This is a genomic window from Kaistia nematophila, from assembly GCF_026343855.1.
GTDB lineage: Bacteria > Pseudomonadota > Alphaproteobacteria > Rhizobiales > Kaistiaceae > Kaistia > Kaistia nematophila.
In genome coordinates this window covers 149,766-173,699 of record NZ_JAPKNK010000005.1, presented here as the reverse complement: position 1 = coordinate 173,699, position 23,934 = coordinate 149,766, and the positions used below count along the sequence as shown (strand labels likewise).

Annotated in this window: 25 protein-coding genes; 8 read left to right on the top strand and 17 right to left on the bottom strand. The window is 66.5% G+C overall.

The window, feature by feature from the left end; genetic code table 11:
• Positions 1 to 149: 149 nt before the first annotated feature.
• A complete protein-coding gene (locus OSH07_RS13750) occupies positions 150 to 644 on the top strand; it encodes a Dps family protein (RefSeq protein ID WP_266339232.1) in 495 nt (164 codons plus the stop codon).
• Between the two features lie 63 nt (positions 645 to 707).
• On the opposite strand, the gene OSH07_RS13745 is transcribed toward OSH07_RS13750, so the two are convergent.
• A complete protein-coding gene (locus OSH07_RS13745) occupies positions 708 to 2,207 on the bottom strand; it encodes a CoA-acylating methylmalonate-semialdehyde dehydrogenase (protein WP_266339231.1) in 1,500 nt (499 codons plus the stop codon).
• 105 nt (positions 2,208 to 2,312) lie between these two features.
• On the opposite strand from OSH07_RS13745, the gene OSH07_RS13740 reads away from it, so the two are divergent.
• Complete coding sequence (locus tag OSH07_RS13740) at positions 2,313 to 3,200, top strand: LysR family transcriptional regulator (protein WP_266339230.1); 888 nt, start codon at positions 2,313 to 2,315, stop codon at positions 3,198 to 3,200.
• A 3-nt stretch (positions 3,201 to 3,203) separates the two neighbouring features.
• On the opposite strand, the gene OSH07_RS13735 is transcribed toward OSH07_RS13740, so the two are convergent.
• The 7 genes from OSH07_RS13735 to OSH07_RS13705 form a co-directional block, all read right to left on the bottom strand.
• Entirely contained in the window at positions 3,204 to 3,830 is a 627-nt protein-coding gene (locus OSH07_RS13735; protein ID WP_266339229.1) for an O-methyltransferase, read from the bottom strand.
• A 38-nt stretch (positions 3,831 to 3,868) separates the two neighbouring features.
• The gene (locus OSH07_RS13730; RefSeq protein ID WP_266339228.1) at positions 3,869 to 4,168 is read right to left on the bottom strand and encodes a DUF2218 domain-containing protein; all 300 of its coding nucleotides are present in this window, start codon (positions 4,166 to 4,168) and stop codon (positions 3,869 to 3,871) included.
• Complete coding sequence (locus OSH07_RS13725; RefSeq protein WP_266339227.1) at positions 4,168 to 4,767, bottom strand: PadR family transcriptional regulator; 600 nt, start codon at positions 4,765 to 4,767, stop codon at positions 4,168 to 4,170. Before OSH07_RS13725 ends, OSH07_RS13730 begins: the two co-directional genes overlap by 1 nt.
• A gap of 195 nt (positions 4,768 to 4,962) precedes the next feature.
• On the bottom strand, positions 4,963 to 6,375 hold the full coding sequence (locus OSH07_RS13720; protein ID WP_266339226.1) for an ABC transporter ATP-binding protein: 1,413 nt from the start codon (positions 6,373 to 6,375) through the stop codon (positions 4,963 to 4,965).
• On the bottom strand, positions 6,366 to 7,130 hold the full coding sequence (locus tag OSH07_RS13715; RefSeq protein WP_266339225.1) for an energy-coupling factor transporter transmembrane component T: 765 nt from the start codon (positions 7,128 to 7,130) through the stop codon (positions 6,366 to 6,368). The genes OSH07_RS13720 and OSH07_RS13715 overlap by 10 nt, the downstream gene beginning before the upstream one ends.
• Entirely contained in the window at positions 7,130 to 7,729 is a 600-nt protein-coding gene (locus OSH07_RS13710) for a hypothetical protein (protein ID WP_266339224.1), read from the bottom strand. The genes OSH07_RS13715 and OSH07_RS13710 overlap by 1 nt, the downstream gene beginning before the upstream one ends.
• A gap of 65 nt (positions 7,730 to 7,794) precedes the next feature.
• Positions 7,795 to 8,226, bottom strand: coding sequence for a PPC domain-containing DNA-binding protein (locus tag OSH07_RS13705; RefSeq protein ID WP_266339223.1), 432 nt, complete (start codon positions 8,224 to 8,226; stop codon positions 7,795 to 7,797).
• Positions 8,227 to 8,607: 381 nt separating this feature from the next.
• Between OSH07_RS13705 and OSH07_RS13700 the strand changes: the two genes are divergently transcribed.
• The 4 genes from OSH07_RS13700 (at position 8,608) to OSH07_RS13685 (ending at position 11,789) form a co-directional block, all read left to right on the top strand.
• The gene (locus tag OSH07_RS13700) at positions 8,608 to 9,369 is read left to right on the top strand and encodes a FadR/GntR family transcriptional regulator (RefSeq protein ID WP_266339222.1); all 762 of its coding nucleotides are present in this window, start codon (positions 8,608 to 8,610) and stop codon (positions 9,367 to 9,369) included.
• Positions 9,370 to 9,409: 40 nt separating this feature from the next.
• Complete coding sequence (locus OSH07_RS13695) at positions 9,410 to 10,309, top strand: polysaccharide deacetylase family protein (protein WP_266333464.1); 900 nt, start codon at positions 9,410 to 9,412, stop codon at positions 10,307 to 10,309.
• Between the two features lie 65 nt (positions 10,310 to 10,374).
• Positions 10,375 to 10,683, top strand: a complete 309-nt coding sequence (locus tag OSH07_RS13690) for a hypothetical protein (protein ID WP_266339221.1) — start codon at positions 10,375 to 10,377, stop codon at positions 10,681 to 10,683.
• Complete coding sequence (locus OSH07_RS13685) at positions 10,680 to 11,789, top strand: CobW family GTP-binding protein (protein WP_266339220.1); 1,110 nt, start codon at positions 10,680 to 10,682, stop codon at positions 11,787 to 11,789. The genes OSH07_RS13690 and OSH07_RS13685 overlap by 4 nt, the downstream gene beginning before the upstream one ends.
• Before the next feature lie 274 nt (positions 11,790 to 12,063).
• Here OSH07_RS13685 and OSH07_RS13680 read toward each other — a convergent pair whose 3' ends face one another.
• The 9 genes from OSH07_RS13680 to OSH07_RS13640 form a co-directional block, all read right to left on the bottom strand.
• A complete protein-coding gene (locus OSH07_RS13680) occupies positions 12,064 to 13,044 on the bottom strand; it encodes an asparaginase (RefSeq protein ID WP_266339219.1) in 981 nt (326 codons plus the stop codon).
• Between the two features lie 87 nt (positions 13,045 to 13,131).
• On the bottom strand, positions 13,132 to 13,890 hold the full coding sequence (locus tag OSH07_RS13675; RefSeq protein ID WP_266339218.1) for an SDR family NAD(P)-dependent oxidoreductase: 759 nt from the start codon (positions 13,888 to 13,890) through the stop codon (positions 13,132 to 13,134).
• Positions 13,891 to 13,904: 14 nt separating this feature from the next.
• A complete protein-coding gene (hydA, locus tag OSH07_RS13670) occupies positions 13,905 to 15,338 on the bottom strand; it encodes a dihydropyrimidinase (protein ID WP_266339217.1) in 1,434 nt (477 codons plus the stop codon).
• Between the two features lie 38 nt (positions 15,339 to 15,376).
• On the bottom strand, positions 15,377 to 16,132 hold the full coding sequence (locus tag OSH07_RS13665; RefSeq protein ID WP_266339216.1) for an SDR family NAD(P)-dependent oxidoreductase: 756 nt from the start codon (positions 16,130 to 16,132) through the stop codon (positions 15,377 to 15,379).
• Positions 16,132 to 17,061 carry an NAD-dependent epimerase/dehydratase family protein gene (locus tag OSH07_RS13660; protein ID WP_266339215.1) on the bottom strand — a complete coding sequence of 310 codons (930 nt, stop codon included), beginning with the start codon at positions 17,059 to 17,061 and terminating at the stop codon, positions 16,132 to 16,134. Before OSH07_RS13660 ends, OSH07_RS13665 begins: the two co-directional genes overlap by 1 nt.
• On the bottom strand, positions 17,058 to 18,731 hold the full coding sequence (locus OSH07_RS13655; protein ID WP_266339214.1) for an ATP-binding cassette domain-containing protein: 1,674 nt from the start codon (positions 18,729 to 18,731) through the stop codon (positions 17,058 to 17,060). The genes OSH07_RS13660 and OSH07_RS13655 overlap by 4 nt, the downstream gene beginning before the upstream one ends.
• Positions 18,728 to 19,567 (bottom strand): ABC transporter permease, encoded by an 840-nt coding sequence (locus OSH07_RS13650; protein WP_266339213.1) that lies wholly within the window; start codon positions 19,565 to 19,567, stop codon positions 18,728 to 18,730. Before OSH07_RS13650 ends, OSH07_RS13655 begins: the two co-directional genes overlap by 4 nt.
• Entirely contained in the window at positions 19,567 to 20,622 is a 1,056-nt protein-coding gene (locus tag OSH07_RS13645) for an ABC transporter permease (RefSeq protein WP_266339212.1), read from the bottom strand. Before OSH07_RS13645 ends, OSH07_RS13650 begins: the two co-directional genes overlap by 1 nt.
• Positions 20,623 to 20,695: 73 nt before the next feature.
• Positions 20,696 to 22,396 carry an ABC transporter substrate-binding protein gene (locus OSH07_RS13640; protein ID WP_266339211.1) on the bottom strand — a complete coding sequence of 567 codons (1,701 nt, stop codon included), beginning with the start codon at positions 22,394 to 22,396 and terminating at the stop codon, positions 20,696 to 20,698.
• Between the two features lie 845 nt (positions 22,397 to 23,241).
• Here OSH07_RS13640 and OSH07_RS13635 point away from each other — a divergent pair.
• Complete coding sequence (locus tag OSH07_RS13635; RefSeq protein WP_266339210.1) at positions 23,242 to 23,415, top strand: hypothetical protein; 174 nt, start codon at positions 23,242 to 23,244, stop codon at positions 23,413 to 23,415.
• A 3-nt stretch (positions 23,416 to 23,418) separates the two neighbouring features.
• On the top strand, positions 23,419 to 23,922 hold the full coding sequence (locus tag OSH07_RS13630) for an RNA polymerase sigma factor (protein WP_266339209.1): 504 nt from the start codon (positions 23,419 to 23,421) through the stop codon (positions 23,920 to 23,922).
• The last annotated feature ends 12 nt before the right edge of the window (positions 23,923 to 23,934 follow it).

Below are 23,934 nucleotides of genomic sequence, written 5' to 3'. Positions count from 1 at the left end.
AGCACATCAGGAACCGATCCCCAGGCGGCCTTCCGTGACCACGACTGAAGCCAGATCCCGATACCTGATCTCGCCAGCCAGCCCGCTCACCCCGGCGCGCTGAATCCCGTCGTCCCCTCACCGATCCTTCAACCACGAGGAAATCCACCATGAGCCCACGCGCTGCCCTTCGCACCCCGACCGATCTCGGCGAAAACGCCACCAAGGACATCTCGGCCGCCCTGTCGGGCCTGCTGGCCGATACCTTCGCGCTCTATCTCAAGACCAAGAATTTCCACTGGCACATGTCGGGGCCGCATTTCCGCGACTATCACCTGATGCTCGACGACCAGGGCGACCAGATCTTCGCGATGACGGACGCCATCGCCGAACGCGCCCGCAAGCTGGGCGGGACGACGATCCGCTCGATCGGGCACATCGCCCGCCTGCAGCGCATTCCCGACAATGACGCCGAATTCGTCACGCCCGAGGACATGATCGCGGAACTCGCCAGCGACAATCGCGAGCTCGTCGGCTTCCTGCGCTCGACCCATGCGACGGCCGAGGAACACAACGACGTCGCCACGACCAGCCTGATCGAAGTCTGGATCGACGAAACCGAGCGGCGCAGCTGGTTCCTGTTCGAGATCGGCCGCAAGGCCTGATCCCTTCCCGCCCGCAGACGAAAGCGCGCCTGGCCTTCCCGGCCGGGCGCGCTTCCTTTTCGATCAGCGCATCGTCGGCATCACGAAGTCGGCGCCGGCGCGGATGCCGGTCGGCCAGCGGCTGGTGATGGTCTTGAGCTTCGTATAGAAGCGCACGCCCTCCGGCCCGTGCATGTGATGGTCGCCGAACAGCGACGCCTTCCAGCCACCGAACGAGTGGAACGCCATCGGCACCGGGATCGGCACGTTGATGCCGATCATGCCGACCTGGATCTGGTGCGCGAATTCGCGGGCGGCGTCGCCGTCGCGGGTGAAGATCGCGGTGCCGTTACCGAACTCGTGCTCGTTGATCCACTTCGCGGCGGTCGCGTAGTCCGGCGCGCGGGCCACGGCCAGCACCGGGCCGAAGATCTCTTCCTTGTAGATCTTCATCTCGGTGGTGACGTTGTCGAACAGCGTCCCGCCGATGAAATAGCCGTCCTCGTAGCCCTGGCGCTTGAAGTCGCGGCCGTCGACCACCAGCGTCGCGCCTTCGGCGACGCCGGCATCGACATAGCCGCGCACCTTGGCGAGGTGCTGGGCAGTGACCAGCGGCCCCATCTCGGCGTCAGGATCGGTGCCTGGGCCGATGTTGAGCGCGCGCACCTTCGGCTCCAGCTTGGCCATCAGCGCGTCGGCCGTCTTCTCGCCGATCGGCACCGCCACCGAGATCGCCATGCAACGCTCGCCGGCCGAGCCATAGGCAGCGCCCATCAGCGCATCGACCGCTTGGTCGAGATCGGCGTCCGGCATGATGATCATGTGGTTCTTGGCGCCGCCGAGCGCCTGGCAGCGCTTGCCGGTCCGCGCCGCCGTCTCATAGATGTAACGGGCGATCGGCGTCGAGCCGACGAAGCTGACGGCGGCGATATCCGGGTCGGTCAGGATGGCGTCGACGGCCTCCTTGTCGCCATGCACGACGTTGAAGACGCCGTCCGGCAGGCCGGCTTCCTTCAGCCATTCCGCGACCAGCAGCGAGGCGGACGGGTCGCGCTCCGACGGCTTCAGGATGAAGCAGTTGCCGCAGGCGAGCGCCACCGGGAACATCCACATCGGCACCATGGCCGGGAAGTTGAACGGCGTGATGCCGGCGACGATGCCGAGCGGCTGACGCAGCGAGTGGCTGTCGACGCGGGTGCCGACATTCTCGGTGACTTCGCCCTTCAGGAGCTGCGGCGCCGAGGTAGCGAACTCGACCACCTCCATGCCGCGCTGGATCTCGCCCTTGGCGTCGGAAAGCACCTTGCCATGTTCGGCGGTGATGACAGCCGCGAGTTCGTCGGTGCGCTCCTCGAGAATGCGCAGGAACCTGTTCAAGATGCGGGCGCGGCGGAGCGGCGTGGTCGCGACCCAGCCGGGCAGCGCATGCCGAGCGGCGGCGACCGCCTCGCGCACCTCGGCCGTCGAGGCGAGCGGCACGAGGCCGGTCTGCTCGCCGGTCGCCGGATTATAGACGGGCGACGTACGGCCGCTCTGTCCGGCGACCAGGCCGCCACCGATGAAATGGGAAATCAGGTTCGGCATTTCGCCCTCCACAAGCCGGTTTTGATGCCGGGTTTATGGGCTCCACAGAATTGCACAGCAACGGCGATAATTGCGCTTCCGATGTGCGGAAATTATAGTCCAGCCATGGATTGGGATCGCATCCGCATCTTCCTCGCCGTCGCGCGCACCGGCCAGCTGGCCGGCGCCGCCAAGCGGCTCGGGCTCAACCACGCCACGGTCGGCCGCCAGCTGACGGCGCTGGAGGAGGAGCTTTCGACCAAGCTGGTCGAGCGGCAGACGCATGGCTGCGTGCTGACGCCTGCCGGCGAGGCGCTGCTGGGGACGGCGGAGCGGGTCGAATCCGAGTTCCTGCAGCTCGAAGCCGAGCTATCCGGCACGGCGGAGGCGATCAGCGGCGCCGTCCGCGTCGGCGCGCCGGACGGGCTCGGCAATTATTTCCTCGCCGGCGCGCTCGGCGGCATGGCGGCGCGTTATCCCGACCTCGTCATCCAGCTGGTGCCGCTGCCCCGTACCTTCTCGCTGTCCCGCCGCGAGGCCGACATCGTCATCACGCTCGACCGGCCCAAGCAGGGCCGCATGCTGGTGCAGAAGCTGACCGACTATACGCTGAGCGTCTACGCGTCGGAGAGCTACCTCGCCGAGACCGGACCGATCGAGCGCCAGGCCGATCTCGCCGGCCGGCTGTTCGTCACCCATGTCGAGGATTTCGTCTACAGCCGCGCGCTCGACTATGCCGACCGGCTCGGCCAGCTGATGCATCGCCGCTTCGAATGCGGCAGCGTGATGGGGCAGATGGAGGCGGTGCGCGCGGGACATGGCATCGGCATCCTGCACGATTATGCCGCCCGCCCCTTCCCGGAGCTGAAGCAGCTGCTGCCGGAAATCCGCTTCACCCGCAATTACTGGCTGATCTCGCACCCCGACACACACCGGCTGCGCCGGGTCGCCGAGGTGCAACGCCATATCGTCGCCAGCGTCCGCGCCGCCCGCCGCGATTTCGAGGCGGAGTGAGCCTCAGTAGGCGCCGTTCGGCTCGTAGCGGCTGACTTCGATACCCGAGCCGACCGGCAGCAAGACGCTCGTCATGCCGGGCAGAGCGCGGACGGCGCGGCCATAACGCCGGATATCCTCGTTGCCGGGACGGATCATGTTGTCGGCGACGACGATCGCGCCCGGATTGAGCTTCGGATAGAACGCCTCGAGGCAAGGCAGGTAGAGGTCCTTCCAGAGGTCGACCAGCACGAAATCGACCTTGCCGGCGAGGTCGCCGATCATCGCCACGGCGTCACCGACGCGGAAGTCGACATGCCCGGCCAGGCCCGCCTTCTCCGCCATGTCGCGGGCATAGGCCGACTTGTAGCCATGCAGCTCCATGGTGATCAGCCGGCCGCCGGTCGCTCGCGCCGCCTCCGCCAGCCAGATGCCGGAATAACCGAAGGACGTCCCCAGTTCGAGGATGGTCGGCGCTTCGAGGCTGCGGGCGAGGATGTTAAGCAGCCGCCCGGTATTCGGCCCGACGGCGCGCATGCGCTGGTCCTGGCCGCCATCGCGGCCGCCCGGCGCTTCCTCGCGCGGACTGTTCCGCTCCTCATCCATCCGCTCGTGATAGGCGTCGAGAACCAGGCTGATCCGGTCGTCCATGCGATTGTCTCCGATGGTGAGGGTGGGCGCCCCCCGCCTCAGGCGGGGCGCCAGTCGATGGCCAGTTCCTCGCGGAAGGCGAAGCGCACGAGATGGCGCACGACGACATCCTGCAATTGCGGCATCTCGCTGCCGTCCGGCGCGGTGAGCGTCATGGTCAGTACGCCGTCCGCCGCCGCGAGCCGGCAGGAGCCGATCGAAAAGTCGATCTGCCCTGCCGTCTCGTCGAAGGTGACCGGCAGCTTGTGGGCGAAATGCTTGCAGAGCTGCTGCAGGTAGCGGCTCGCATGCTCCGTCGCCACGGTGGCGACAGAAGTCTGCGGGTTCGGGCTGGTCATCAGCTGCGCTCCACGGTCTGGGCGGCCGCGTCGAGGGCGGCGGCGATGGCTTCGGCAGCGGCGGCATCGATCGAGCCGCGCTGGATGCGAAGGCGAAGGGCGAGCTTGAGGTTTTCCATGGCGCGAACCATGGGTGCGGGAACCGCATCGCCGCCTTCCCGCCTGCCGGCCGGACCGACGCGAGCCAGAAGCTCATCCGCCGCGGCGCGGTTGGCGGCGAGAAAGGCCTCGCCCTCGGCGGTGATGCGATAGCGCTTGCGGCCGGCCTCGACCGGCTCGATCGCCGCATAGCCCATGTCGTCGAGCCAGGCGAGCGTCGGATAGATGACGCCGGGGCTGGGCGAATAGGTGCCGCCGAAGCGCTCCTCGATCGCCTTGATCAGCTCGTAGCCGTGCCAGGGGCGCTCGGCGATCATCGCCAGCAGCAGCAGGCGCAGCTCGCCATAGTCGAAGAGCCTGCCGCCGCCATGGCGCCCGCCGCCGCGGCCATGCCGGCCCGGACGCTCGTGATGCGAATGCGGATGGAAGTGGGGGTGAGAGTGGCGATGCCCCGAGAAATCCTCGTGGGCGGCGAAGTGACGGTGATGGCCGTCGTCCATATGTCTGTTTTTCATACTGCCGATATAGATCACGATATATCGTAAATCAAGATATATCGAAAACTATCTTGATATGTATCGGAAGCCACGAAAAGGCGAGCGGCCAGCGCGCGATCCGGCGCGGATCGGCGTTGATGTGGGTGACAGGAAAGAGAGAGCCAGCCCGGCTCCCGCATTCGTGAAGGCGCAGACGAGCTAGCGGATGCCGAGATCGAGGATGGCGGTGGCGTTGCGGGCGACGAATTCGAGATCGTGGCTGATGATCACCGTCGCCGTGCCGGCCGCCTTCTCCGCCGCCAGGATGGCCTCCAGCCTTTCCGTATGGAGGGCATCGAGCCCGCGCTGCGCCTCGTCGAGCAGCAGCAGCTTCGGCGCGTTGGCGAGCACCGAGGCGATGGCGACGAAGCGCTGCTGCGCGTGCGTCAGGTCAAGCGGATGCCGCCCGGCCTCGGCGGCGAGCCCGGTTCGGGCGAGAACCCTGTCGCGCCGGCTGTCGATCTCGGCCCGGGCGAGACCGAGCTGCCTCGGGCCGAATTCGACCTCGCGCCGCACCGTCGGCTCGAAGATCTGGTATTCCGGCTCCTGGAACACGGTGCCGACATGACGCGCCAGTTCGTCGACCCGCAGTTTTCGCGTGTCAAAGCCTTCGATGCTGATCCGCCCGCCTGCCGGCTTCAGCAGGCCGTTGATCAATCGCAGCAGCGTGCTCTTGCCGGCGCCGTTCGGACCGATCAGGGCGAGGATCTCCCCTGCCCCGACGCGAAAGCTGAGATCGGCCAAAAGCGGTGGCGCGCCGGCATAGCCGAAGGACAGGTTCTCGACGGACAGAACCGCTGGCATCGCCGCAGCACCGAGCGACGCTGCCGCAGGCTCCGTCGCAGCGGCGCGGAAGGTCGGCAATGCGACAAGCTTTTCCTGGGTCGCAATGCTCCCGGCGTCCGGCGCCAGCTCGCCGGGTTCGACCTCGTTCAGCCGGCCGCCCTCCAGCCGCATTTGCCTTCCGCCGAGCCGGCGCAGCAGGGCCAGCGAGGTGTCGAGCCAGACCAGAGTCACCCGCCCGGCCAGTTCGGCGAGGATATCGAGCACCTCGCCGCGCGCCTCGGGATCGAGGTTGGAGACCGGCTCGTCGAGCACGAGGATTTCCGGCTCCATCGCGAGCGCTGCCGCCAGCACCAGCCGCTGCTGCTCGCCGCCGGAAAGCGTGAAGGGATCGCGCGCCGCAAGAGGGACAAGCCCCGTCCGCACCAGCGCCGCCTCGACGCGGCGGGCAATTTCCTCGCGCGGCAGCAGCAGGTTTTCCGGGCCGAAGGCGATCTCGTCGCGCACGCTGAAAGCGCGGCCGGAAAGATGCCGACCCGGCACCTGGCCGACATACTGGATCAGGCTGGCGCGCTCGGCGATCGGGCGTTCGGCGAGCGTCCTGCGGTCGATCCTGACCGCGTCGCTGCCGCTCCAGCCGGAGAGATGGCGGGCGAGCGTCGTCTTGCCGGAGCCATTGCCGCCCAGAACGGCGAGCGTCGCGCCTGCCTCGACGGAGAGATCGAGCTGGTCGAGCACGGGGGCATCGCCGAAGGCGGCGGAAAGCCCCCGGATTTCAATCAGGGCCATAGGCGGACTGCGATCTGGAGAAAGGCGAGCGCCAGCAGGAGCAGGCGGAGCGGACGTTCGAGCGGCGCCTCGGCGACCGGCTCCAGCGTGGCCCGCCGGTTGTGCGCGCGGAAGCCGCGGCCGGCCAGAACATGGGCGCGTTCGTCCGCCTCGATCAGCGCGGTCGTGACCAGGGGCGCCACCAGCGCGGGAAGGCTCTTGAAGCGAGCGAGGAAACGGCCCTTCAGCCGCAGGCCGCGCGTCGCCTGCGCGTCGCGGATCGCCTTGGCGCGGGCGCCGAAGGTCTCGATCATCAAGAGCGGGCTCGCAAACAGATAGGCGAGCGCCGGCGGCCAGCCGGCAGCGTCGAACGCGCGCAGCAACCGCGATGGATGGGTCGAGGCGACGAAGACCAGCGAGACGGCGATGATGGCGGCGACCCTGCCGCCAATCGAGGCCGCATGGGCGAGGCCGATATCGCTGATCGACAGCGGGCCGATCAGCGGCCGCGCGTCGGGATGGACGATGAAGAGCGCCTGCACGATCGAGATCGAGGCGACGAAGGGCAGCGCCGCCGCCGCGAAACGCGCCAGCACCGCGCGCGCCATGCCGAGCGACCACGCCCAGAGCAGGATCAGCCCGACCAGTCCCCAGACCCAGGTGGGCGGCAGGACGAAGGTCAGGCTGACGATCCAGACGAGGCCGGCCAACTTGGTCAGCGGATTGGCCCGGTGGAGCCACGACTCCACCGGGCTGTAGAGAACGCCTGTAGCCATCAGGCGCGGCTGAACTTCAGATATTCGTAGCCCGAGACCAGGCGCTGCGGCAGCTGGCGGACCAGCAGCCAGACGACCAGGGCGGTGACGACCTTGTCGAGGATGTTGGAGCCGAACACGGTCAGCGCGACGGAGCCGAACAGCGACTGGCCGACCTGCGACAGGTAGGCGACGGCGAAATCGGAACCGGCGCCGGTGACGCCGCCGAACAGGTAGACCTGGATCGGCACGGCGACGAGGGTCAGGAAGAAGGCGATGACGACGCCGGAGATCGCCGCCTGCCAGATGGTGCGGAACCAGCCGAGGCGGGCGAGCACGCCGGCGACGACGCCGATCACCAGCGCCACCGGCGCGAAGGCGGCGGCGACCGGATTGGTGAGCAGCCCCCAGATCAGGTTGGTGAGAAGACCGGCGAGGCCGCCGGCGATCGGCCCGGCCAGCACGGCGACCAGCACAGTGCCGATCGAATCGAGGAAGATCGGCAGCCGCAGCGCGTCGTTGATCTGGCCGCCGACGATGTTGATGACGATCGCCGCCGCGATCAGGACGAGGACGCGCGTGCTGATCAGGCTCGCGGTATTGGCCGTTTGGGTCGACATGGTTGGATAGCCCCCAGCTTGGTGGTGGGACCGGCGCCCGATCGCCCGATCCCGCTAATTGCGGTTCAGCCGCGCGGCTTGACGATCAGTTCCTCGTAGCCGGAGAGCGCACAGGGCTCGCGGGTGAAGTCGAGGTCGGCGAGCTCGGCCAGCACGATCTCGGCGGTGGTGTAGACCGAGGAGCCGGGGCCGAAATGCGCGCCGGTGGTAACACCGTGCCGGTCGGAGAGCGCGATATGCAGATGGTCGCCCTTGGCGTCGACGGTGCCGACCAGCGAGACGATCTCGAAATGACCCTCGCGCTCGACCCAGACGCCGGTATTGGCGAAGCGCAGCGACGCCTTGGTCAGGCTGCCGACGACGGTGACGATGCTGACCGCCTTCAGGCCGTTGTCGTCGACGAACTTGCGCAGTTCGAGCGCGACGTCCTGGCCGGGCTTCAGCCGCAGCGCATAGAAACGGGCACCGCTCGAAGGGGCGACAGTGGAAGAGCTCATGGGAATGTCCTGTTGACTGCGCGTTCCGGGGCTCGCTATGGCGTCGCGGGCCTCCTGCGAGCAGGCGTAGGAGAGCGCCAAGGCGGCTGTCAATTTAAACTCGACAAGATCGGTAGAGTATTTCTCTTGCCGTATTGGCCGGAGAATGACGTGACGCCGAGGCCCCTCCCGCAGCAATGACTTACCTCGCGAAATGGATCGATCCGGCCGCCCTGCGGCATGTCCGGCCACGCGCGGGCGGACTTGGCGCGCCCCTTGACCGTGCCGTCAATCGCGGCAACTGCACAGGCGGATGCACAAAGGAAAGTCTGGTCGGACCAATCCGAAGCTGCAATGATCGCTCCAGACGGCAAGACCGCTGAAATCGACCAAAACGCGCCCATGACTGAGCAATCCCAGGACACTCCCCTCGCCTCCGGTCAGACCGGAGCTCCGGCCGAAGACAGCGCCGGTTCGGTCGCGACCGTCGCCCAGACGGCGGTCGAGCGCCTGCGCAGGATGATCGAAGCCGGTGAATTCGCCGTCGGCGAAGCGCTGATGCCGCAGCGCCAGCTGGCGCGCGAACTGAATGTCAGCCGCGCGACCTTGCGCGAGGCGCTGTCGATCCTGGCGACCGTCGGGCTGGTGTCGATCGAGCCTGGGCGCGGCACCTTCGTGCGCGACCCGAGCGCGGTGGCGGAATCCGGCTCGGCGATGTCGTGGCGCTTTTCCGCCCGCTACAGCCCGGCCGAGGTCTACCAGGTGCGCTACATCGCCGAGAGCCAGGCGGCGCAGCTGGCGGCGATGACGCTTACCGCGCCCGAGATCAACCTGCTCAAGGACAATCTGCAGGCGTTTCGCTCGGCGGCGCAGACTTTCGATGTCGAGGCATTCGCCAGGGTCGATTTCGAATTTCACGCCATGATCATGCGCTTCTCGCGCAACCGCCTGCTCTGCGACATCCATCACAGCTTCGCCAAGGTGCTGATCGAGAGCACCAAGCTGCCGATCACCCGCGAGAAGCTCTGGGATCCCGTCGCCGAGCACGAACGCGTCATCGAGGCGTTCGTGATGAACGACCCGGAAGGCGCGGGCTACTATATGCGACGCCATCTGAGCCGGACGGCTCACCGCGTCGGCATCTCCATCGTTGAACTGGTCTGAAAGCGGGCGCGCGCCGCCCCGACAAGCGGAAAGGAACGACATGCCGAAAGAGATCTTCGTATCCTACGGGATCGACGTCGACGCCGTGGCCGGCTGGCTCGGCTCCTATGGCGGCGAGGACAGCCCCTGCGATATCTCGCGCGGCGCCTTTGCCGGCCATGTCGGCAGCGCCCGCCTGCTCCGCATGTTCGAGAAGTGGGGCATCCAGACCACCTGGTTCATTCCCGGCCACTCGATCGAGAGCTTCTGGACCGAGATGAAGGCCGTCGCCGACGCCGGCCACGAGATCGGCATGCACGGCTACAGCCATGAAAACCCGATCGCCATGACGCCGGAGCAGGAAGAGGCGATCTTCGACAAGTGCGTCGAGCTGATCACCAAGCTCTCCGGCAAGCCGCCGCGCGGCTACGTCGCGCCGTGGTGGGAATTCGGCTCCAAGACCAACGAACTCCTGAAGCAGAAGGGCATCAAGTACGACCACTCGCTGATGCACAACGACCATCACCCCTATTACGTGACGGTCGGCGACGAATGGACCAAGATCGACTATTCGAAGCATCCCTCGACCTGGATGAAACCCTATGTGCAGGGCGAGGAGACGGACCTGATCGAGATCCCTGCCTCCTGGTATCTCGACGACCTGCCGCCGATGATGTTCATCAAGGCCTCGCCGAACAGCCACGGCTTCGTCAATCCGCGCGATATCGAGCAGATGTGGAAGGACCAGTTCGACTGGGTCTACGAGAACTATGACTACGCCGTCTTCCCCCTGACAATCCATCCGGACGTCTCGGGCAAGCCGCATGTCCTGAAGATGCATGAGCGCCTGTTCGAGTACATGAAGGGTTTTGAGGGCGTGAAGTTCGTGACGATGGAGACCATCGCCGAGGACTTCGCCAAGCGCTTCCCGAAGAGCGGCACGGCGCGGCCGCAGTCCTGATCAAGTTTTTGGCGCGGCGACGGTTTTCGGATCGCCGCCGCGCCCCCAGCCTGAAGGACGAGACGATGTGCGGATTGTGCGGCGCCTTTGGCGGCAGTGACCACTGGACCGGCGGCAGCGCGGCGACGGCGACCGGACTGACGCCGGCGGCCGAGCGGCAGGCGCGCGCCCGCATCGCCAACCAGATCCTGAAGCCCTATGGCCTGACGCTCGACGAATGGGCCGGCCGCTTCACGCTGCGCGCCCGCAACGGCAAGACCGCCATCATCGATCATTTCGGCGCCATCTGGCCGGAGGCAGAAAAGCTCACCGGCCGGACCTTCGACCCGCTCGACCCGGCCATCCTCGACCGGATGGAGGGAGTTTCGCCATGACCGCCCCGGACGATGGCGACAGCCGGATCACCGCCAATGTGCTGACCGGCTTTCTCGGCGCCGGCAAGACGTCGCTGCTGAAGCGCCTGCTCGCCCTCCCCTCGCTTTCCGGCACGGCGGTCATCATCAACGAGTTCGGCGAAGTCGGGCTGGATCATCTCCTCGTCGAGGCGATCGACGACGACATCGTGCTTTTGAAAAGCGGCTGCATCTGCTGCAACATCCGCACGGAGCTGAAGGATGCGCTGCTGTCACTGTTCGAGCGCAGCCGCAACGGCGAGATTCCTCGCTTTTCGCGCATCGCCATCGAGACGACCGGCATCGCCGATCCCGCGCCGATCGTCGCCACCCTTTCGGCCGACCCGATGCTGCGCCACCACTTTCGCGTCGGCAACATCGTCACCGTCGTCGACGTGCCGAACGGGCAGAGCAATCTCGATGGCTTCGTGGAATCACAGCGCCAGGTCGCCGTCGCCGACCGGATCATCGTCTCCAAGAGCGATATTTCGCCGGCCGAGGACACGGCCCGCCTGCGCGCGCGGCTCGAGGCGCTGAACCCGGCTGCGGAGATCCTCGAACTCGACGAGACGATGCAGCCAGACGACGCGCTGTTCATGCGCGACATCCACGACAGTTCCGCGCGTGGAGCGGAGGTGGCCCGCTGGCTCAAGGCCGAGACGCGAGCGCTCGATGCTCACGGCCACCACCATCATCACGGCCATGATCACGGTCATTCGCACCACCAAGCGCATGAGCATGATGTCAACCGACATGGTGACATCCGCGCCTTCGTGCTGAAGGGAGACGCGCCGCTCTCCTGGGCGCGCTTCGGCCTCTGGCTGTCGATGCTGCTCAACCGGCATGGCGGCGAGATCCTGCGGCTGAAGGGCCTGCTCGATATCGAGGGCAATGACAGCCCGGTGGTAATCCAGGGCGTGCAGCACCTGATCCACAAGCCGATGCATCTCGACCGCTGGCCGGAAGGCGTCAACGGCACGCATCTGGTGGTGATCGCGCGCGGCCTAGACCCGGTGCTGGTGGAACGCTCCTTCCGCGCGTTCAACGGCCTGTCGCCGCTATCGGGCGGGTTGGCGAAGAGCGCCTGAGCAGAAATCTGGCGTTCCTGGGTTCGGATTTCCGCAGGGCGCATCGGCAAGCTCGCCGTCATCCTCGCGAAGGCGAGGATCCATACGCCCTGAACATTCGTAGGTCAGAACGGACCGAGGTCTCACCTCCGGCAACCCCGATGCATGGATCCTCGCCTTCGCGAGGATGACGGCTGAGAGCCGAGACCGAGGGCTCGGACCTTCCCGGCGAGGTCGCCCCCCATCCGCCGGCCTTCGGCCGTCGACCTCTCCCCGAGGGAGAGGTGAAACTCCCCTACCCGCCAAGCACCTCGAATTCCGTCCGCATCGCTTCCCTGTCGAGGCCCAGTCCAAGCAGCACCGAGGCGAGGATGCGCGACTTGATGCCGGTCAGGTCGCCGGCGAAGATCGCCCCCGCCCGCTCCAGGTCCTTGCCGCCGCCATTGCCATAGACCGGCTTGACCCGGCCTTCCGGGCAGCGCGAGGTGACGATGACGGGAAGCCCGCTCGCGGCCAGTTCCTCGACCGCGCGGGTGACCGCCGGCGGCGCGTTGCCGCGACCGAACCCTTCCAGCACGATCGCCCTGGCGCCGCTCGCCGCGGCGAAGCGGATGGCGCGATCGGAAGCGCCCATCACCATCTTGATCAGCTCGACATCCGTCTCGACGCGGCCGGGCGCATAGGTCTTGCGCAATAGCGGTTTGCGATGGACGAGGACGCGATCGCCATCGACCTCGCCGAGCTTGCCATGCTCGCCGGAGCGGAAGGTATCGACGCGCGAGGTATGGGTCTTGGTGACGTCGCGGGCAGCGTGAAAATCCTGCTCGAAGACGATGACGACGCCGAGGCCGCGCGCCGCCGGGCTCGCGGCGATACGGATCGCCTCGGCGATGTTGCGCGGGCCGTCCGTGTCAGGCTCGTCGGCGCTTCTTTGCGCGCCGGTGAACACCACCGGCTTGTCGCTGGCAACAAGGAGATCGGCCATCCAGGCGCTCTCCTCCATCGTGTCGGTGCCATGGGTGACGACGACGCCGTCGCAGGCCGGATTGGCGAGATGCTCGGCGATGCGCTTCGCGAGATCAAAGGCAAGCGGCAGGTCGATCGCATAGCTGCCGATATTGCTGAACTCGTCGACGGTGATCTCGATCCCGTCCAGCGGATCGTGCAGCGTCTCGCGCAGCGCCGCGCCGGTGACGCTCGCGACGACGTCCCGGCCGTCGGCGTCAAGGCGGGAGGCGATGGTGCCGCCGGTGGTGATCAGGGCAATCTTGGGCATGGGTTCCCTTTCCGCGGAGACGCGGGAGCCGCCGCCGGAACGAGGTCGGCGCGCGGCTCGGGTTTGGAATGGAGGCGGAATGCGCCGTCAGTAGCGGCCGACGAGCAGGCCGCCATCGACGACGATCACCTGGCCGGTGATATAGCGCGAGCCCGGCGAGGCGAGGAAGAGGATGACGTCGGCGATGTCCTCCGGCTCGCCGACACGGCCCATCGGGATGAAGGACGCCGCCTGCTCCAGCCCTTCGGGCCCAAGCGAATGCTCCTTCGACAGCGCCTGCGCCGTGCGGATATAGCCGGGCGCGATGCCGTTGACGCGGACGCCGTCCGGGGCAAGCTCGACGCCGAGGCCGCGCACCAGCCCGACCACGCCGGACTTGGCAGCGGAATAGTGGACGTGCTCGTCCCAGCCATAGGCAACGCCCATGATCGAGGACAGCGCGACGATGGCGCCGGACTTGCGGCGGCGCATACCGGGGGCGGCGGCGCGGATGATGCGCAGCACGCCCTTCAGGTCGACGTCGAGCGTGCGGTCCCATTGCTCGTCGGAGAGATCGGCGAGCGGCACCTTCTTGGCGATGCCGGCATTGGCGATGATCGCGTCGATCTTGCCGAAGCGCGCCTCGACATCGGCGACCAGCGCATCCGTGCGCTGGGTCGAGGTGACGTCGAGAAACTGGAACTCGGCGCTGCCGCCTTCCGCGCGGATGCCCTCGGTGACCGCGTTGCCTTCGGCCTCCAGAACATCGGTCACCACGACATGGTAGCCGGCGCGGGCGAAGGTGAAGGCGGTGGCCCGGCCGATGCCGATGCCGGCGCCGGTGATGATGGCGATTGGCTGCGTCATGAGAATTCCGATCCTTACAGGGCAGGTGCGCCGTTCGGCACAGCGTAGGGCGAAAGCGAGCGCTTGAGGAAGCCGCCATCGCCGGGCTCGCCGAGGATCTCGCCGTCCTGCATCACGACCTTGCCGCGCAGCACGGTCATCACCGGCCAGCCGGTAACCTCCAGCCCCTCATAGGGCGTGTAGTCGGCGCCGTGATGCATCAGCTCCTGGCGGATCGTCTCCTTGCGGTTCGGATCCCACAGCACGATGTCGGCGTCGAAGCCGGGCGCGATCGAGCCCTTCTTCGGATAGAGGCCGTAGATCTTGGCGTGGTTGGTCGAGGTCAGCGCGACGAACTCGTTGACGGTGATCCGCCCCTCGACGACGCCCTTCTGGTAGAGGATCTGCAGCCGCGTCTCGACGCCCGGTATGCCGTTCGGCACCCAGCGGAACGAGGTGCGCGCCTTCGGATTGAGCTTTCCCATCTCGCCTTCGTAGAAGAACGGGCAGTGGTCGGACGAGAAGGTCTGGAACACGCCGGTGCGGATGCCCTCCCAGATCGCGTCCCAGCTGGCATGGTCGCGCGGCGGCGGCGAGCAGACATATTTGCCGCCGCTCTCGTCCATGTTGAGGCCCTTCAGGTCGTCCGCCGTGAGGGCGACATATTGCGGGCAGGTCTCGGCGTAGATCTTGAGGCCCTTCTGCTGGGCCCAGCGGATCTGCTCCATCGGCTCGCGGCCGGAGACATGCACGACCATGATCGGCACGTCGGTCAGCTCGGCATGGCTGATGGCGCGGTGCGTCGCCTCGCGCTCGACCGATTGCGGCCGCGACACGGCGTGATAGTAGGGCGCTGTCTTGCCGGCAGCCTCGAGGCGCTCGGCCATGAAGCGGATGGCGTCGTAGCCCTCGCAATGGACCATGACGAGCGCGCCGCAGCCGCGCGCGCAGTCGAACACTTCCAGCAACTGCCGGTCGTTCAGGACGAGATCGTCATAGGTCATGAATACCTTGAACGAGGAATAGCCGTCATCGACCAGCGCCGGCAGTTCCTGCCCGAGCACGCTCGGGCTCGGATCCGAGATGATCAGATGGAAGCCGTAGTCGCAGTAGGACTTGCCGTCGGCTTCCTTGTGATAGTCGACGACGCTGGTGCGCAGCGACGCGCCGCGCGGCTGCAGCGCGAACGGGATCACCGTCGTGTTGCCGCCGGCGATCGCCGAACGGGTGCCGCTCTCGAAGCCATCGGCCATGGCCGGGCCGCCAAAGGCCGGCTGCGCCAGATGGACATGGCTATCGATGCCGCCCGGCATGACCAGCAGGCCGGTGGCGTCGATGATGCGGTCGGCATCATCGAGCTTTTCGGCGACGGCGATGATGCGGCCGTCGCGGATGCCGACATCGGCACGCAGCGTATCGGACGCGGTGACGACGGTGCCGCCGCGGATGACGAGATCATATTCGCTCATGGAGCCTCTCCGGGCCGGGTGTTTCTGGAACGCTGCCGTCAGACCATCACGTCGCCGCCATTCGGCGACAGCGTCTGGCCGACATAATAGGCGCCGGCATCGGAAGCGAGCATCAGGATGGTCGGCGCGATTTCAGAAACCTTGCCGAAGCGGCCGATCGGCAGCTGCGCCTTCTTCATGTCGCGCCATTCCTGGCTGAGGCCGTTCAGCAGCACCGTCTCGGTGGCCCCGGGCGCGATCGCGTTGACCGTGACGCCATGCGGCGCCCCCTCATAGGAGAGAGCGCGGGTGAAACCGACGAGTCCGGCCTTGGCGGCGCAGTAATGCGCGAGGCCCGGCGCGCCCTTGTAGGCGAGCTGCGAGGCACAGTTGATGACCCGGCCATAGCCGCGCGCCAGCATGTCGCCGAAGAAGTGCCGCGTGACCAGGAAGGTACCGCGCAGATGCACGCCGAGCATCTGGTCCCAGTCGGCGACAGAGATGTCGACGAAGGCCTTGTCGCCACCGATGCCGGCAAGATTGACGAGGATGTCGACCTGGCCGAGCTTTTCCTTGGCCCAGGCGGCCATGGCGTCGACCGAGGCTTCGTCGGCGACGTTGCACTCGGTCGCATGGACCTTGTAGCCCTCGCCGGTCAGGCGCGTGACCAGCGCCTCGGCATTGGCCGCATCGCCATAATGGCAGAAGGCCACCTCGGCGCCGTAGCGGGCGAAAAGCTCGACCGTCTCGCCGCCAATGCCGCGGCTGCCGCCGGTGACCAGGGCCTTGCGGCCCGCAAGCGAAAACTCGTTCATCAATGGGCTCCTGCAATCGACTTTCGGCTGGCGATCCAGCCGGCATAGGACCGAATTCCCGCCTCGAGGTCGAAGCCCGGCGCGTAGCCGAGGTCGCGTTCGACGGCGGAGATATCAAAGCGCCGGTGGACCTCGTCGACCGGATCGGGGCCGGGCTGCATCTCGATATCGGCCTGCGGCAGGACCTTCTTCACGACATCACCGATCTCGCGAAGGGTCAGGTAGGTGCCGCCCGTGACCGTATAGATGCGCCGCGGCAGGTCGCCGGCATCGAGCGCCAGGATCAGCGCGCCGGCGGCGTCCTCGACATGGATGAACTGGCGATGGAAATCGGCGCCGAACGGCACGCGCGTCGGGCGCTTCGCCAGCGCGTCCTCGATCATGGTGCGGATGATGCAGTCGGTGGTGCGGCCGGGGCCATAGACCCAGGAGAGCCGCAGCGCCACGGCATCGACGCCGAACTGGCGGAAATAGGTCCAGACCAGCTGCTCGCTGGCCGCCTTGCTTCCGCCATAGACGGAGGTCGGATAGAGCGCGACGTCCTCCGGCACCGGGCCTTCCGGCGTGTTGCCATAGGCGCTGGTCGAGGAGCAGAACACCATCCGCCGCATTTTGTGGACGCGGGCCAGCTCCAGCATGTTGGCGGTGCCGACGATGTTGACCTGCACCATCGAATAGGGATTGTCGCGCGCCACCATCGGGCCGGAATAGGCGCCGCAATGGACGATCGCGTCGATGTCGTGGTCGGCGACCACAGCATGCAGGCGGTGGATGTCGGTGACGTCACAGGGGATGATCGGCTGGCCGTCGGCGCTGCGGTCCGTGCGGTCGATGGCGACGACGGCGCGCCCCTGCGCCTCCAGCTTCCGGCGCACGACATTGCCGACGAGACCGGCCGCGCCGGTGATGAGAACTGCCTTGCCGCTCATGCCGCCACTCCCGCCATGCGCCGCATCTCGGCGCGGTCCCGTTGCGCGGCGCCCTGCTCGACCGGAAGCTCGGCCGCCAAAAGCGCCTTGGTGTAGTCTTCCCTCGCGGCCGAGAAGATCGTCTCGGTCTCGCCCTCCTCGACGATCTTGCCATGACGCATGACCGCGACGCGATGGGCGAGCGAGCGCACCGAGTTGAGGTCGTGCGTAATGAACAGCGCCGACATGCCCATCTCCGACTGGAGGTCGCGGACGAGGTCGATGATCTGGGCGCGGACGCGGATGTCGAGTGCGGTGGTCGGCTCGTCGAACACGACGAAGTCCGGCCGCGTCGCCAGCGCCCTGGCGATGCCGACGCGTTTCTGCTCGCCGGCAGTCAACTGGTGCGGATAGGCGTCGGCGATCGACGCCGGCAGCCGCACGAGATCGACCAGCTCGCGCACGCGCCTCTCGACCGCATCCCGGCCCAGCGTCGGGTCGAGCCGGAGCGGCTCGGCGACCAGCGCCCGGACCGGCCAGCGCGGATTGAGGGCTACATAGGGCTCCTGGAACACCATCTGGATCCGGCGCCGCATGGCGCGGAACTCGGACGACGACATGGTCGTGACATCGACATTGTCGAAGGTGATGCCGCCGCCATCGCTGTCGAGCAGGCGCACGAGGCACTGGCCGACCGTGGTCTTGCCGGAACCGCTTTCGCCGACCAGCGCCAGCGTCTCGCCGCGCTTGACCGAGAAGGACACGTCGTCGATCGCGCGCACCACGTCCTGCGTGCCGGCGATCGGGAAGATCTTGAGCAGGCGGCGGACGTCGAGCAGCGGCGTCTCGTGCTGCGCCTCGGGCGCCGGGTCTTCGACCTTGGCGACCATCGGAGTCGGCCGGACGCGGGCGGCGTCGAGCAGCGCCTGGCCATAGGCCTCCTTCGGCGCATCGAGGAAGGCCCCGACCTCGGCGAGCTCGACGATCCTGCCCTCCTTCATGATCGCAACGCGGTCGCAGTAGTGCGCGACGATACCGAGGTCGTGAGTGATGATCACCGCGCCGGCGCCGAGCTCGCGGCAGCGCTTTACCAAAAGGTCGAGCACCTGCACCTGGATGGTCGCGTCGAGGCCGAGGGTGGCGTCGTCGGCGAGCACCACTTCGGGATTGGTGACCATCGCCATGGCGATGACGATGCGCTGCGCCATGCCGCCGGAGAGCTGGTGCGGATAGGCCTTGGCGCGGCGCTCGGGATTGACGATGCCGACCTGCGCCATCAGGTCGACGGCGGCCTTCCAGGCCTCCTTGTGGCTGCAGGAACGATGGGCGCGCAGCACGCGAGCGATCTGGATGCCGACCGTCTCGACCGGCGACAGCAATGCCTTGGCGTTGGTGCCGATCAGCGCGACCCGGCCGCCGCGGACCTTGCGCTGCTCGGCGGCGTCGATGCCGAACAGGGTCTTGCCCTCGAGGCGGATGTCGCCCGCCGTGAAGCGGCCGCCCTCCGGCAACAGGTTGAGCAGGCTGCGCGCGAGGAGCGACTTGCCGGCGCCGGTCTCGCCGACGATGCCGAGAATCTCGTCGCGGCCGAGGCTGAAGGTGATGTCGGAGAGCGCTTTCGCCGTGCCCTCGCCGAAGTCGACGGAAAGGTTCTCGACCTCGAGAAGCGGCTTCGTGTTTGCGTCGCTCATTGGCGTTCCCTCGTGGTCGGGTCGGAAAGGTCCTTCACCATGTCGCCGAGCAGCGCGAAGCTGAGCACGGAGACGACGATGGCGAGGCCGGGGAACAGCGCCACCCACCAGACGCCGAGGATCATCTGCTGCGCGCCGGTCGAGACCATCAGGCCCCATTCCGGCGTCGGCATGCGCACGCCGGCTCCGACGAAGGAGAGGCCGGCGGTGAGCAGGATGGCGAGGCCGATGCTGATCGAGACCTGGACGATGGCCGGCGTCAGCGCGTTGGGCAGGATGTGGCGGAACATGATCGAACCGTCGGTCGCCCCGCTGCAGCGCGCGGCGCTGACATAGGGCCGCTCGCGCAGCGACAGCACCTCGGCGCGGATAAGGCGGGCGAACATCGGGATGAACAGTACCGCCAGCACGATGGCGACGTTCCAGATCTCCTGCCCCATCACCGACACCAGCGCCATGCCCAGCACGAAGACCGGAAAGGACTGGATGAAGTCGAAGACGCGCATGACCAGCGCGCTGATCCAGTTGCGATAGAAGCCGATCAGAAGGCCGATCGGCACGCCGACGACGAAGGCGAAGGCGACAGCGGTGATGCTGATCAGGAGGTTGATGCGCGTCGCGTAGACGATGCGGGTGTAGATATCCATGCCGGAGACGTCGGTGCCGAACCAGTGCGCCGCGGAAGGCGGCTGCAGCGACATCAACGGATCCGCCTCCTCCGGCGCGTAGAAGGTCAGCCAGGGCGCGAACAGGATCGAGGCGATCTGCAGGGCCAGCAGGGCAAGCCCGACCATGGCGCCCGGATGGGTCGAGACATAGCGGATGAAGCGGGTCATCAGACGCGAATCCTCGGATCTGCGAGTTCGTAGAGGATGTCCACGATCGTGTAGACGATCAGGATGAAGGCGGCGGCGACGACCACGAAGCCCTGCAGGGCCGGATAGTCGCTGTTCACGACCGACTGGACGGCATACTGGCCGAGCCCGCCCCAGGCGAAGATCGTCTCGACCAGCACGGCGGCGCCGAGCAGGAAGCCGAACATGAAGCCGACGAGGGTGATGATCGGCGGCAGGCTGTTGCGGAGCGCGATGCGCCGGATGGTGCGTTCCGGCAGGCCCGAGGCGCGGGCATGGCGGATGAAGTCGCTGCGATAGATGTCGGCGAAGGTCGTCTTGGTCATCTTCATCAGCGCGCCGGCATTGACGATGGCAAGCGTCAGCACCGGCAGGATCAGGCGCCCGACCGAGGAGAAGAAGGCGTTGAGATCGCCGGCGAGCAGGCTGTCGATCGTGTAGAAGCCCGTGATCGTGTCCGGCGGCGACACGAAGGTGTCGATCCGGCCAAAGGGCGCCGGGGCCCAGCCGAGGATGAAGAAGAAGAAGTAGATCAGCAGCAGGCCGACCCAGAAATCGGGGATGGCGCCGGCGGCGAGGCCATAGACGCGGCTGCCGATATCGACGACTCCGCCGGCCTTGACCACCGAGATGACCGCCAGCGTCACGCCGATCAGGATCGTCAGCAGCATGGCGTAGCCGATCAGCTCCAGCGTGGCCGGCGCGCGTTCCATGAGATCGGTGACGACGGGATTGGAGGTGAGGATGGAGACGCCAAGGTCGCCATGCAGCGCGTTGCCGATATAGTGGATGAACTGCTCCCAGAGCGGCAGGTGCAGGCCCAGCTTCTCGCGGAAGGCGGCGATCGTCTCGGGCGTCGCCATGTTGCCGAGCAGCAGCAGCGCGGGATCGCCGGGCAGCAGCCGCACCAGCAGGAACGTCACCATCATGACGCCGAACATCTGCGGCACCAGCATGGCGAGCCGGCTGGTGATGATGCGCAACGGCCGGGGTATCGCCCGCCAGTAGACGCCAAGATTGGCAACGGCCAGGGTCATCGGGGGTCTTTCCTGTCTTCGTACCCGGAGAAGGAGATGCGGCCCCGCCCGGAGGGCGAGGCCGCGACGGCGACTACTCTTTCGAGAGGTCGAAGAAGGCGTTGCCGTTCGGCGTGTACCAGGAGTAGCCCTTGACGTTGGCCCGCGTGGCGAGCTGGTAGCCGGGGTTCATCAGAAAGACCCAGGGGGCCTGCTCCATGGTGATCTGCTGCACGCGCTTCATGTCGGCGAGGCGCTTCGGCTCGTCCGTGCTCTTCAGGCCGTTGTCGATCAGCTGGTCGACCTCGGCGCTCTTGAACTTGGAGTAATTGATCGCCGAGGCGCTGTTCAGCCAGAGATTGGCGACGTAGGCGGCGTCGGGGACGATCGCCATGTCGCGGAAGAAGTACATCGGCACTTCGCCCTTGGTGTAGCGCTCGACCAGGGTCGAGGCCGGCAGCTTCAACAGTTCGACCTCGACGCCGGCCTTGGCGAAGGCCGACTTCAGGATGACCGCCATTTCTTCTTCAAGCTGGTCGCCGGTGCGATAGGCGAGCTGGGTCTTGAACCCGTCCGGCAGACCGGCCTCGGCGAGCAGCGCCTTGGCCTTGGCCGGATCGTTCGAGAAGGCGAAGTATTCATCCGTGAATCCCGGATAGATCTCCGAGATCGGGCTCTTGGTGAAGCGCGCGGTGTTGAAGTAGACGCTCTTCAGGATCTCGTCGCGCGGCACCAGGTAGTTCAGCGCCTGGCGAACCTTGACGTTATCGAAGGGCGGCATCGCGTTGTTCATCTCGACGCGATGGATGAAATTGCCGAACACCTTCTCGACCTTGACGCCCGGCGCCTTCTCCAGCAGCGCCAGTTCGCGCGGCAGCAGGTATTCGGCGACGTCGACCGAGCCGGCCTGGATGGCGGCGACACGGTTGGCGGAGGTCGGCATCTCGCGCAGGATGACGCGCTTCAGCTTCGGCTCGCCACGATAGTAGTTCGGATTGGCGTCGTAGACGACTTCCTGGCCGGGCTTGTACTTGCTGATGAAATACGGGCCGAAGGCGGCCGTATTGGTGGCGAGCCAGGTCGCCGCCCACGGATCGGCATCGGTCAGGTGCTTCTTGACCTCGACGGCGTCAAGAATGCCCAGATCGCTGTTGATCCAGATGCGCTCGATCAGCGGCGAGGCGTTCGGCAGCGTGACCTTGACGGTGTAGTCGTCGACCTTCTGGAAAGCGCTGTCGAAATCCTCGATCTTGAAGATCTGCGTCATGTACCAGTGGAAGTTCGACTTCATGTTCCAGCCGCGCAGGAACGACCACATCACCGTATCGGCGTTGAGCTCGTTGCCGAGCGCCGACTTGACGCCCTTGCGCAGGTGGAAGGTGATCGACTTGCGATCCTCGGAGACTTCCCACGTCTCGGCGAGCGCGCCGTCGATGGTGTCGAAGTCCTCGTAGAAGACGCCGTCCTCGCCCTGCTTCTGCTTGTAGGTCAGCAGGCGCTCGAACACGTTGCGGCGCACCTCATGGCCGGCCTCGGTCGGCGGATATTCCTGGTCGAGCGATTCCGGCGTGCGCGGCGCGGCGACCACGAGCGTGGTCTTGGCGTCCTGCGCCGAAGCGCCGACCGTGCCGAGAATGGTGGTGACCATGAAGGCGCCGACCAAGCCGGCGAAAAGGCTCTTCAGCGGCGTCTTGCGCAGCCAGCGGTTCCGCGCGGCGCCATGGCCGTCGGACAGACGTTGGCCGTCCGGCAGACGTTTCGTCATGCCGATGGAGGTATGAGGGAAGGTCTGCACGCTAGTCTCCTTGAGATGGGAGGAACACCGCAGGACTGGTCTGACCACTGCGAGTGCTCAAGTATCCTCGCGGCACCCGCGCGAACCGACAATGACAAATTTTCGGCGCAATTTGCCCAAGAGTCGGACACGCCGAAATTTCGGGCAGTATTGCCTATACCGAACAAAATTTCTCAAATAACGGCCATATACGTGACCATTCTTCGCTGAAATCAGCTGATCACAATGTGATCAATAAAATAGAGTACGCATTCGTTATCTTTGAAATCGACAATCGATCAAAATTTTACGATCGATACAAAAACATCAATAGGAACAACGTCGGATTACCCGAGCGAACCCATCGCATTTTCCGACTTGATTATACATCACTATAGGAAAGCGCTTCGTCAGCAGCGAACGACCCGGTGCCCCGCCAATCCTCTCGCGAGGCAGGATCGCGTTCCCGTCTGCCTGCTTTTTGGTCTGACCGATGTGATCAAACTGGTCAGGCGCGCCAGGCCCGTTCCACTGGATTCCGGCCTTGCCCAAATCCTCGGCAACCCCAGGTCGAAACCGGCCGAGCCGCTCTCCGCGCTCCTCTCCAGGCCAGTCCCGATGCAGGTGCGTTTGGTAGGTCGGCAGCCCGCCGCGGCGAGCGGCAACCGGTCAGACCACATGGGGTGAGCCATCCCATATCGGCCGACCCAAGCCCTGACACGGCCGACATCCGCGAGAGGGCCAGTTAGAAGCCCTCTAAATCATTGTTGTTGCAACGCTTTTCTATTCGGCCTATCCGGACGCTAGGTTGAACCCACTCGCCGTTTCGCAGGCGCGCGAGCTTCATCTCTCACCTGTGCAGCCCCATGACCACGACGTTCACGACCGACAGCCCGGAAAATCCCGCGCCGATCCGCCTGCGCCACTGGCATCCGCCGATCGTGACGGCGCCGATCGCGCGCGCCGGCCGCCGGCTGCAACGGCCGGACCGGGTGGCCGCCTCGCTCGAACGGCTGCAGCGCCGCGGCGGCGGGTGGTAGCGCGTGTCCTGGGACATACAGAGCCTGTTCCGGCGCCATGCCAAGGAGATCACGCGGGCGCTCCGGCGGCGCGGACTGACCGAGGAAACGGCCGCCGACATCACGCAGGACACGTTCCTGCGCGTGCTGGCCTCGCCGCCGCAGGACGGCACGCTGAACCACAATCCCCGCGCCTATCTGCACCAGGTCTCGCGCAATCTCAGCATCAACCATGTCCAGCGCATGCGCCGGTCGGGGATCGTCGACGTCGCCGACGTCATCCTGACCCAGGTCGCCGATCCGACGCCTTCGCCCGAGGTAGTGGTCCATGACCGCCAGCGGCTGCGCCAGGTCGAGGCGGCGCTGGCGGAACTGCCCGAGCGGACGCGGCTCGCCTTCGCACGCCACCGCCTCGGCGGACAGACGATCGCCGCCATCGGCCAGGAGCTCGGCCTGTCGACGACCCGGACCTGGGCGCTGATCCGCGAGGCCTACCGCCACATCGTGCTGCGCACCGGGAGCCTTTGAGCGAAAATTCCG

What these genes read in the sequence shown, in the direction of transcription:
- OSH07_RS13720 (WP_266339226.1), bottom strand. Translation starts at nt 6,375, where the DNA reads ATGGCCCTGATTGAAATCCGGGGGCTTTCCGCCGCCTTCGGCGATGCC.
- OSH07_RS13680 (WP_266339219.1), bottom strand. Translation starts at nt 13,044, where the DNA reads ATGCCCAAGATTGCCCTGATCACCACCGGCGGCACCATCGCCTCCCGC.
- OSH07_RS13650 (WP_266339213.1), bottom strand. Translation starts at nt 19,567, where the DNA reads ATGACCCGCTTCATCCGCTATGTCTCGACCCATCCGGGCGCCATGGTC.
- OSH07_RS13675 (WP_266339218.1), bottom strand. Translation starts at nt 13,890, where the DNA reads ATGACGCAGCCAATCGCCATCATCACCGGCGCCGGCATCGGCATCGGC.
- OSH07_RS13730 (WP_266339228.1), bottom strand. Translation starts at nt 4,168, where the DNA reads ATGACCAGCCCGAACCCGCAGACTTCTGTCGCCACCGTGGCGACGGAG.
- OSH07_RS13710 (WP_266339224.1), bottom strand. Translation starts at nt 7,729, where the DNA reads ATGTCGACCCAAACGGCCAATACCGCGAGCCTGATCAGCACGCGCGTC.
- OSH07_RS13635 (WP_266339210.1), top strand. Translation starts at nt 23,242, where the DNA reads ATGACCACGACGTTCACGACCGACAGCCCGGAAAATCCCGCGCCGATC.
- OSH07_RS13690 (WP_266339221.1), top strand. Translation starts at nt 10,375, where the DNA reads ATGTGCGGATTGTGCGGCGCCTTTGGCGGCAGTGACCACTGGACCGGC.
- OSH07_RS13740 (WP_266339230.1), top strand. Translation starts at nt 2,313, where the DNA reads ATGGATTGGGATCGCATCCGCATCTTCCTCGCCGTCGCGCGCACCGGC.
- OSH07_RS13745 (WP_266339231.1), bottom strand. Translation starts at nt 2,207, where the DNA reads ATGCCGAACCTGATTTCCCATTTCATCGGTGGCGGCCTGGTCGCCGGA.
- OSH07_RS13685 (WP_266339220.1), top strand. Translation starts at nt 10,680, where the DNA reads ATGACCGCCCCGGACGATGGCGACAGCCGGATCACCGCCAATGTGCTG.
- OSH07_RS13715 (WP_266339225.1), bottom strand. Translation starts at nt 7,130, where the DNA reads ATGGCTACAGGCGTTCTCTACAGCCCGGTGGAGTCGTGGCTCCACCGG.
- OSH07_RS13750 (WP_266339232.1), top strand. Translation starts at nt 150, where the DNA reads ATGAGCCCACGCGCTGCCCTTCGCACCCCGACCGATCTCGGCGAAAAC.
- OSH07_RS13725 (WP_266339227.1), bottom strand. Translation starts at nt 4,767, where the DNA reads ATGGACGACGGCCATCACCGTCACTTCGCCGCCCACGAGGATTTCTCG.
- OSH07_RS13735 (WP_266339229.1), bottom strand. Translation starts at nt 3,830, where the DNA reads ATGGACGACCGGATCAGCCTGGTTCTCGACGCCTATCACGAGCGGATG.
- OSH07_RS13655 (WP_266339214.1), bottom strand. Translation starts at nt 18,731, where the DNA reads ATGAGCGACGCAAACACGAAGCCGCTTCTCGAGGTCGAGAACCTTTCC.
- hydA (WP_266339217.1), bottom strand. Translation starts at nt 15,338, where the DNA reads ATGAGCGAATATGATCTCGTCATCCGCGGCGGCACCGTCGTCACCGCG.
- OSH07_RS13665 (WP_266339216.1), bottom strand. Translation starts at nt 16,132, where the DNA reads ATGAACGAGTTTTCGCTTGCGGGCCGCAAGGCCCTGGTCACCGGCGGC.
- OSH07_RS13695 (WP_266333464.1), top strand. Translation starts at nt 9,410, where the DNA reads ATGCCGAAAGAGATCTTCGTATCCTACGGGATCGACGTCGACGCCGTG.
- OSH07_RS13705 (WP_266339223.1), bottom strand. Translation starts at nt 8,226, where the DNA reads ATGAGCTCTTCCACTGTCGCCCCTTCGAGCGGTGCCCGTTTCTATGCG.
- OSH07_RS13700 (WP_266339222.1), top strand. Translation starts at nt 8,608, where the DNA reads ATGACTGAGCAATCCCAGGACACTCCCCTCGCCTCCGGTCAGACCGGA.
- OSH07_RS13645 (WP_266339212.1), bottom strand. Translation starts at nt 20,622, where the DNA reads ATGACCCTGGCCGTTGCCAATCTTGGCGTCTACTGGCGGGCGATACCC.
- OSH07_RS13660 (WP_266339215.1), bottom strand. Translation starts at nt 17,061, where the DNA reads ATGAGCGGCAAGGCAGTTCTCATCACCGGCGCGGCCGGTCTCGTCGGC.